Annotated in this window: 2 protein-coding genes; both read left to right on the plus strand. The window is 37.9% G+C overall.

Annotation, left to right across the window (positions count from 1 at the left end):
- Positions 1-467: 467 nt before the first annotated feature.
- A complete protein-coding gene (locus OM074_RS20675; protein WP_301202595.1) occupies positions 468-6,416 on the plus strand; it encodes a carboxypeptidase-like regulatory domain-containing protein in 5,949 nt (1,982 codons plus the stop codon).
- Positions 6,417-6,931: 515 nt separating this feature from the next.
- Positions 6,932-7,106, plus strand: a 175-nt coding sequence (locus OM074_RS21555) for a transposase (RefSeq protein ID WP_363320330.1), incomplete at its 3' end; no start/stop codon positions are given.

Here is a 7,106-nt window from a genome sequence, read left to right on the forward strand (position 1 = left end):
GTGTGGGATGAAGGAATCTCTTGCTCTAGAGCTTTTTGCTTCCTTTTTGGGGCAATGCCAAAAAGGGAGTTGGGTTTGGGACAACGTCCCAATATTAAGAAATTCACGAAGTGAATTTCTTAATTTAATGACATTGATCGTGAGGCAGTAGTTTTTTTATAGCAAAATATTTGAGGTTACAAGAAATGAATAATCTTGATACTTGTACCTTGTCACTATTCTGGTTTATACAGGTTAAGGAGAGCTATTGGATATTTTTATCGTTTTAGGAGTTTTCTTTCTGGGACTAAATAAAAAAAACTCAATTTTTTTTATGGAATAAAACTTTTCTTTGCATCATGGTATTATGTTAGTCATTTTAGATGATGGAAAACGAGTTATGCCGATTATAAATCAGAGTGTGCGTTATGTAAATAACCTTTAGTCTCTTATCTAAAATCTAACAATAACAACCTAAAGAGAAAATAATGCATAGAAAAATCCTGCTTTTGGCAACCCTTGTTCTTGTCAATGTTATCGCATCTAAGGCCAGCGACTTACCTGATAGTCGAACCTCAAGCTACTATAAGTTTATTTATAAGCTTAGTCCGCAACAGGCACGAACCATTTATAAAAAAGGAATCACACAAGTTGATGAATCCTATTTTCATACCCTGGTCGATTCAGTACCCAATGATTCGGTGTTCAATAAAAAGCTGTCGCAGGGAAATTATCTGTTAACCTGGGCAGATAGGAATGAACTGAAGTTTGAATTGCGCTCTTATTCGGATATTGATGTGATGCTGCATAACAATTATGCCGATTTAATGCTTACTATTTCTGATACGGATGGAAAAGTCATTAATAATGCCAGAGTGAAAATTGAGGGAGTACCAGTTAGGTATAATCCCAACATAAACGCCTACCATAACAGTCATATGAACAAAATCGGCTGGCTTGAGGTGCAATACAATGGCTTTACAAGTTATCACTATCTGGGTAACTCCATTAAAAAAGGAGTAAGGCTAAAAAAAGTAGTATATAGTTTCCCCCTGAAATATCTTTATATCCCTACTCAAATGGTGGTTTACTTGCCCTGGGATATTGTGCGGACCATAAGCAAAGGCCGTCCCTATGGTTTGTTGCATATGGTTTATGCCCCGTTTCGGGATACCTATAAGTCAGTATTTAAACCCGGAACCTATGGATATATTTTTAAAACAGAGAGGTTGGCAAAAGAAACCTGGGATAAGTTGTTTTATAAAGACTTTGGAGGCTATATGGTTTTTAGCAAGCCCAAGTATAAACCCAACGATACCGTTCGGTTTAAAGCCTATATTGCACGACCAAACGGAACTCCCATTTCAAAACAAAAACTTACAGTTGATATTAATGTAAACGGTAAAAGTGTTGAGTTGGCCCAAATTGAACCAAACAAAAGGGGAGCTTACGATTATGAGTTTGTTTTGCATGATTCACTGAACCTCCGTTTAGATAAATCATACCGTATCAGTCTGCAAAAATATGGCTGGAATACCATAATATCCCGAGACTTCAGGTATGAGGATTACGAGCTTAAAAACATAAAATATAAAATGCGGGTTGATGATGCCAATCACCTAAGGGGAAATCCCATGTATGTATATCTAAAAGGACAAGATATGAATGGGATGAATGTTCCGGATGGGCGGGTGAAATTGAGCGTTTATTCAAAAAAGTTCTTTAATAAGTTATATGCAGCTACAGCCTTTTTGCCGGATACTTTGTATACATGCAATAAAAAGTTAGATCCGGTAGGAGAAACCATGGTTTCAATTCCAGATTCCGTGTGTCCGCCGCTGGACTTTGGATATGAAATTGTTGCTGAGTTTTTAACCAGCGATAATGAGCGCATAGTAAAGAAAAAGAATGTCCGTTTTTTTCATAAAAAAGAAGAGATAGGACTAAAGGTATTTAATGATTCCATTCATTTTTATTACAAAGAACTGAATAAAGAGAAACCGTTAAAGGTTCGGATAAAGAGTTTTGATAAAAATGGGAATTTACAGCAGGCTTATTCAGTTAGTTTGCCTTATGCCTTACCCGTAAATTATCAAACAAGTTCATATGAGGTGGAAGCCAGTCAGATGGATCGTCATTTTGATATGGATCAATATGTTCCGGGCTTATCTGTGTCATCGCAACGAAGCAGCAATAAAACTGAAATAAAAATCAACAACCCTGAGGGTATTGCGTTCAACTATTTTATTTATAAACGAAATAAGGAAATTGCAAAGGGGTATGCTCATCGACTCGATACGGTAGTGAATGTGGGTAATTATCAGGGGTGTTTTATATCATTAAATTACCAATGGGGAGGAAAGCCTTACAATAAATCAATAGAAATCCCTTTGTATAAAAAGCAGCTTCATGTTGTGATGCACCAGCCCCAAGTGGTGTATCCCGGACAGGAAACAGAAATCACGATAGAGGTTAAGGATTATAAAAACAAACCGGTTAAAGGCGTTGATTTAACAGCCTTTGGCCTGACAAAGAAATTTTCATATTCAGCCCCGGTACTCGATTATTATGGCAAAAAGCATAAAGATCGCAGCATGTTTAGCAATTATAATATGATGGGAGATAAGCTTTTTGGCGAGTCTTCTAATTTGGAGTTGGATTATGCCCTTTGGAATTCCAGGATGCAGTTGGATACCATCTCGTTTTACCAGTTTACCCGACCTGAAACGGGAGTGGATATACAAACCATCCCGGCCAAAGACAGTATTACCCAATTAGCTCCCTTTGTATATAAAAAGGGTGAAATTCAGCAGATACATTTTATCTATGTGGATTATAAGCTGGTTTACTCTTCTGTTTCTACAACATATGATCCGTTTAGTTTTGAGTGCGGGCCCGGATATCATAAAATCAGGTTAAGGACCAGCGATCAGGATATCACTATTGATTCGGTATGGGTAGATGCCTGTAAAAAAACACTGGTTTCGGTAGATCCAACAAAAGCCCCAAAGGGGGTAAAAGTAAATGGGGTTAGTGCAAAGCTGACTAATAACGAGCAAAATCTGATAAAGGAAAAATTTGCAAAGTTTAATATAAGAGGGAATTATGGGTTTATCTACCTGGAGCAGAACGGAAGAAAATATGTGGTTAAAAATTCATCAGGCAATAGTTTTTATGGTCGAAGATATAGAAACCCTATAGTGGCAGGTCCGTTTTCAAGAGGTACGGTCGATTTTATTTGTAAGGATGATTACAGAACTGATTTTGATTTTGAGTCTTCGTATGAGTATGATATATCGCCCAAGAAAATCAAGATGAAGACTAAAGACAATTTCTGGGGATTATCCACCTTGGTAAATAGCGGCCTGGCTCCAGATTATGGGGATATGCTGTTGACCGGGAATGATATCGATGAAATGACCAGGGAATTGAAAAGCAATAGGGTTCAGCGTCGTATCCATTATTATAATCCGTATACAACCCATAAGGGAAAAGGGGCAATTGCCATAGAATACTTGCCTTGCCAACGGGATACCCTATCGCCGGTTAAGCTGGAGAATATTCTTGTTTTTAGAGATGATAATCCTTTGTTTATGAGGATTTATCCAGCTAATACAACCAGGGTTCATGATTTGAAGCCGGGTAGCTACCGCTTGTTTTTTTCAATGCGTGAGGGATATTATTTTGAGTATAAGAATGCTGTTGTAAAAAGCAATGGCTTAAATGTGATACGAATTGAAGAGCCGGAGTTTATTCAAAAAGACGAGGCATCAGATCGGATAGCACAAATAATAAAAGAACAATTCTCCACCACATCATATTCAAAAGATAAATGGGAGAACAGGTATGAGGCAGAAAAAGAAATAAACCGAACCTTCCATCAGAACCAATTGGACTATTCTTATGGGCGAACAATCTCCGGTCGGGTAGTGGATAGTATGGGAGAGCCTTTGCCTGGAGTTTCAATTGTAATTAAAGGCACGGCTATCGGTACAATATCAGATATGGATGGAAACTACACACTTGAAGTGCCGGAAGGAAAACATGAGATAACCTATGCGTTTATTGGGTTTGACACTATTGATGTTCCTTTGAGTTATTCGGATGAGGTAAATGTTCAGCTGGAAGCAAGTAAATTGGATCTTGATGAGGTGGTGGTTGTTGGTTATGGTACGCAGAAAAAGAGGATGTTAACAGGAGCTGTTACTACTGTGCGTTCCGAAGGTATGATGCAAGGCCGCGTGTCTGGTGTTCCCGGTTCAAATATTATGATCCGGGGGGTAAGCTCTTCCGGGTTACAAAGTCCGTTGGTAATAGTAGATGGGGTTGCTGTTAATGAGCAATTGGGTGATATAAGCCCTTCATTGATTCAGGATATTGAATTTTTAAAGGCTGAAGCTGCAACCGCAGTGTACGGCTCACGAGGTGCAAATGGGGTTGTTATTGTAACTACTAAGGGAGGGAAGGGGATTGCTGGTTTAACCCAACTGAATGATGTAGAGGTTCCGTTTCAAATGGGAAGTATGAGTTCAATTCGTAGTAACTTTTCTGATGAGGCATTCTGGCAACCAAACCTGGTCACCAACGGTAAAGGAATGGCCACTTTTACAACCACGTTTCCTGATGATATTACTTCGTGGCAGACTTTTGCATTGGCCATGGGGCCTGATAAAACCAGTGGTCAGACCGAAGGTGAAATAAAATCATTTAAGCCAGTTTCGGCTCAATTAATGGTGCCTCGCTTTTTAACTGAAGGAGATTCTGTGAATGCCATTGGTAAAGCGTTGAATTATATGGAAGATACCATTTCTGTTACTACTTCTTATGAAGTTGACTCGGTAAAAAAGGAAGCATGGCAAAGGGAAATTGCCCGGGTGCAGGTGGATACTTTGCCCTTGGTGGCCTGTGCTCAGGATACCATGGATGTAACTTATTCCTTAGTTCGTGAGAATGGATATTTTGATGGTGAGAAACGGGATATTCCGGTAATACCGCAGGGAATTGAGGAAGCCGTAGGAGAGTTCTTTACTTTAAATACCGATACTTTGTTGCGCATTAAGCTTCCTGAGAATTGTACTACGGGTATGTTGTTCCTGGAATCGAACCCTTTAAATATTATTTTAAAAGAAACGGCTCACTTGCGTAGTTACAAGCATTTGTGTAATGAACAGGCTGCCTCCAAACTGATAACCCTTCTTAATGAGGAAAAAATATGCGGGTATCTGAACAAACCATTTAATTATAAGGATGATATTAATAAACTAATCCAGCGTTTAGAGAAGAGTACAAACAGTAATGGTGTATGGGGCTGGTGGTCTGGACTGGAAACTCAATACTGGATTTCCTCGCATGTGGTAAAAGCATTTGAAAAAGCCAGGGCTGCCGGTTATCAAGTAAAATACAGTCGGAACCAGGTTGTATACCAGCTGGTTAATGGGTTTTCTATGGCAGGAGAGGGTTCCAAACTGAGTATCTTGGAAACATTGGAGATGATGAAGGTAGATGTGGATTTAAAGTCAATGGCTGAACAAATCAATGATTCTTTGTTTGAAAGGATGGATTCGCTTAAATATTGCATGGTGAAACAGAAATTAAAAATGCCTGTTGATATAGCCCCGTTTGTAAAGGACAAACACGAAACTCTTTATGGTAACTACTATTGGGGAAAAGAGAGTTGGTCGTTGTTCAGGGGACAGATCCCGGAAACTTTAATGATGTATCAGATATTAAAAAGTGATGGGAATTATAAAGAGTGGCTTCCTTTAATAAGGAATTTCTTTTATGAAAAACGTAAAAGTAACGGATGGCGAAATACTTTTGAATCGGCTCTGATTATTGATAATATGTTGCCCGAATTACTATCTGTATCTTCAAAAAAACAAGCATGTAAGTTGATTGTTGCTACCGGTTCAAAAAGGGAAGAGGTTACAGAATATCCTTATTCAATTAAACTAAAAAATAATGAGGAGCTTGCCATAGAAAAGACAGGTAATCAGGTTGTTTTTGCTGGATGGCATAGCAAATATTTTAATGCAAAACCACACAGAAAGGATGACTGTTTTGATATAAAAACAACATTTGTAAAAGATGGTGCTGTATTGAATACATTGGTTGCAGGAGAAAAGGTGACTTTAAAGGTAGATGTCAATGTTAAAAAGAAATCCGATTACCTGATGCTGGAGATACCTGTTCCTTCTGTTTGTTCATACGATAGCAAACCAGGTCGAAGATATAATGAAGCGCACCGTGAGTATTTTAAGGATAGGGTGTTTGTATATTATAGTTCACTAAAAGAAGGTGATTATACCGTAAATATTGATCTGGTACCAAGGTATACAGGTAGAGTAAACTTAAATCCGGCAAAAATGGAGCATATGTATTTTCCAATTTTTTATGGTAATAATGAATTGAAAGATGTAATAATAAAAAGTGAGTAGTAATACGATACCGGAGGAAGGGGATATGTCTAATTCGATTTCTATATTGAAAAAACGTAAGGGAAAAGAGCTGCGCAGAAATGCGCAAGCTGTTTTTTATATGAAATTTTTTTGCGCATTTACGCGCGCTCAATTTATTCAAGGAAATAGCTCGCGCATTTTCGCTAAACGAATTTCTTTCTGGAAATTTATTTAGCAAGCTCGCGCACGTTTTTTTTTATTGAAAATTGCCTGCGCATTTTCGTTCAGGTAATTTACGGATCAAGCGCAAAACCTGGGTCTAAATGTTGTTTTAATTTATCATGCATTTGTTTTTGTTAACCTGAAGAGAATATTTTACATAGACAATAGTACAAAACCATCGGTAAACTTTTTTACCTAACAGGCTGAAGGCCTGAAATATCGCAACTTGGGGCAGCGCCCCAAGTACTTGTACATCATGCAAATTCAGGCTGTAAGTCTGAAACATTTTCATTACATTAGTTTCTTTTAATAATAAGCACAGACTATAAACTATGGGGCAATCACTATCTCAACTTTATATTCATCTTACCTTTGGGACCAAAGAAAGATATCCTTTTATATCATCAGATTGGGAGGGGAAACTCCTTGCTTTTATTACGGGCATATTGAAAAATTACGATTCTTCATGTATTATTTCCAATTCAGTTGAAGATCATGTGCATATTC

It is taken from the genome of Plebeiibacterium marinum, assembly GCF_026013615.1.
Lineage (GTDB): Bacteria > Bacteroidota > Bacteroidia > Bacteroidales > Marinilabiliaceae > Saccharicrinis > Saccharicrinis marinus_A.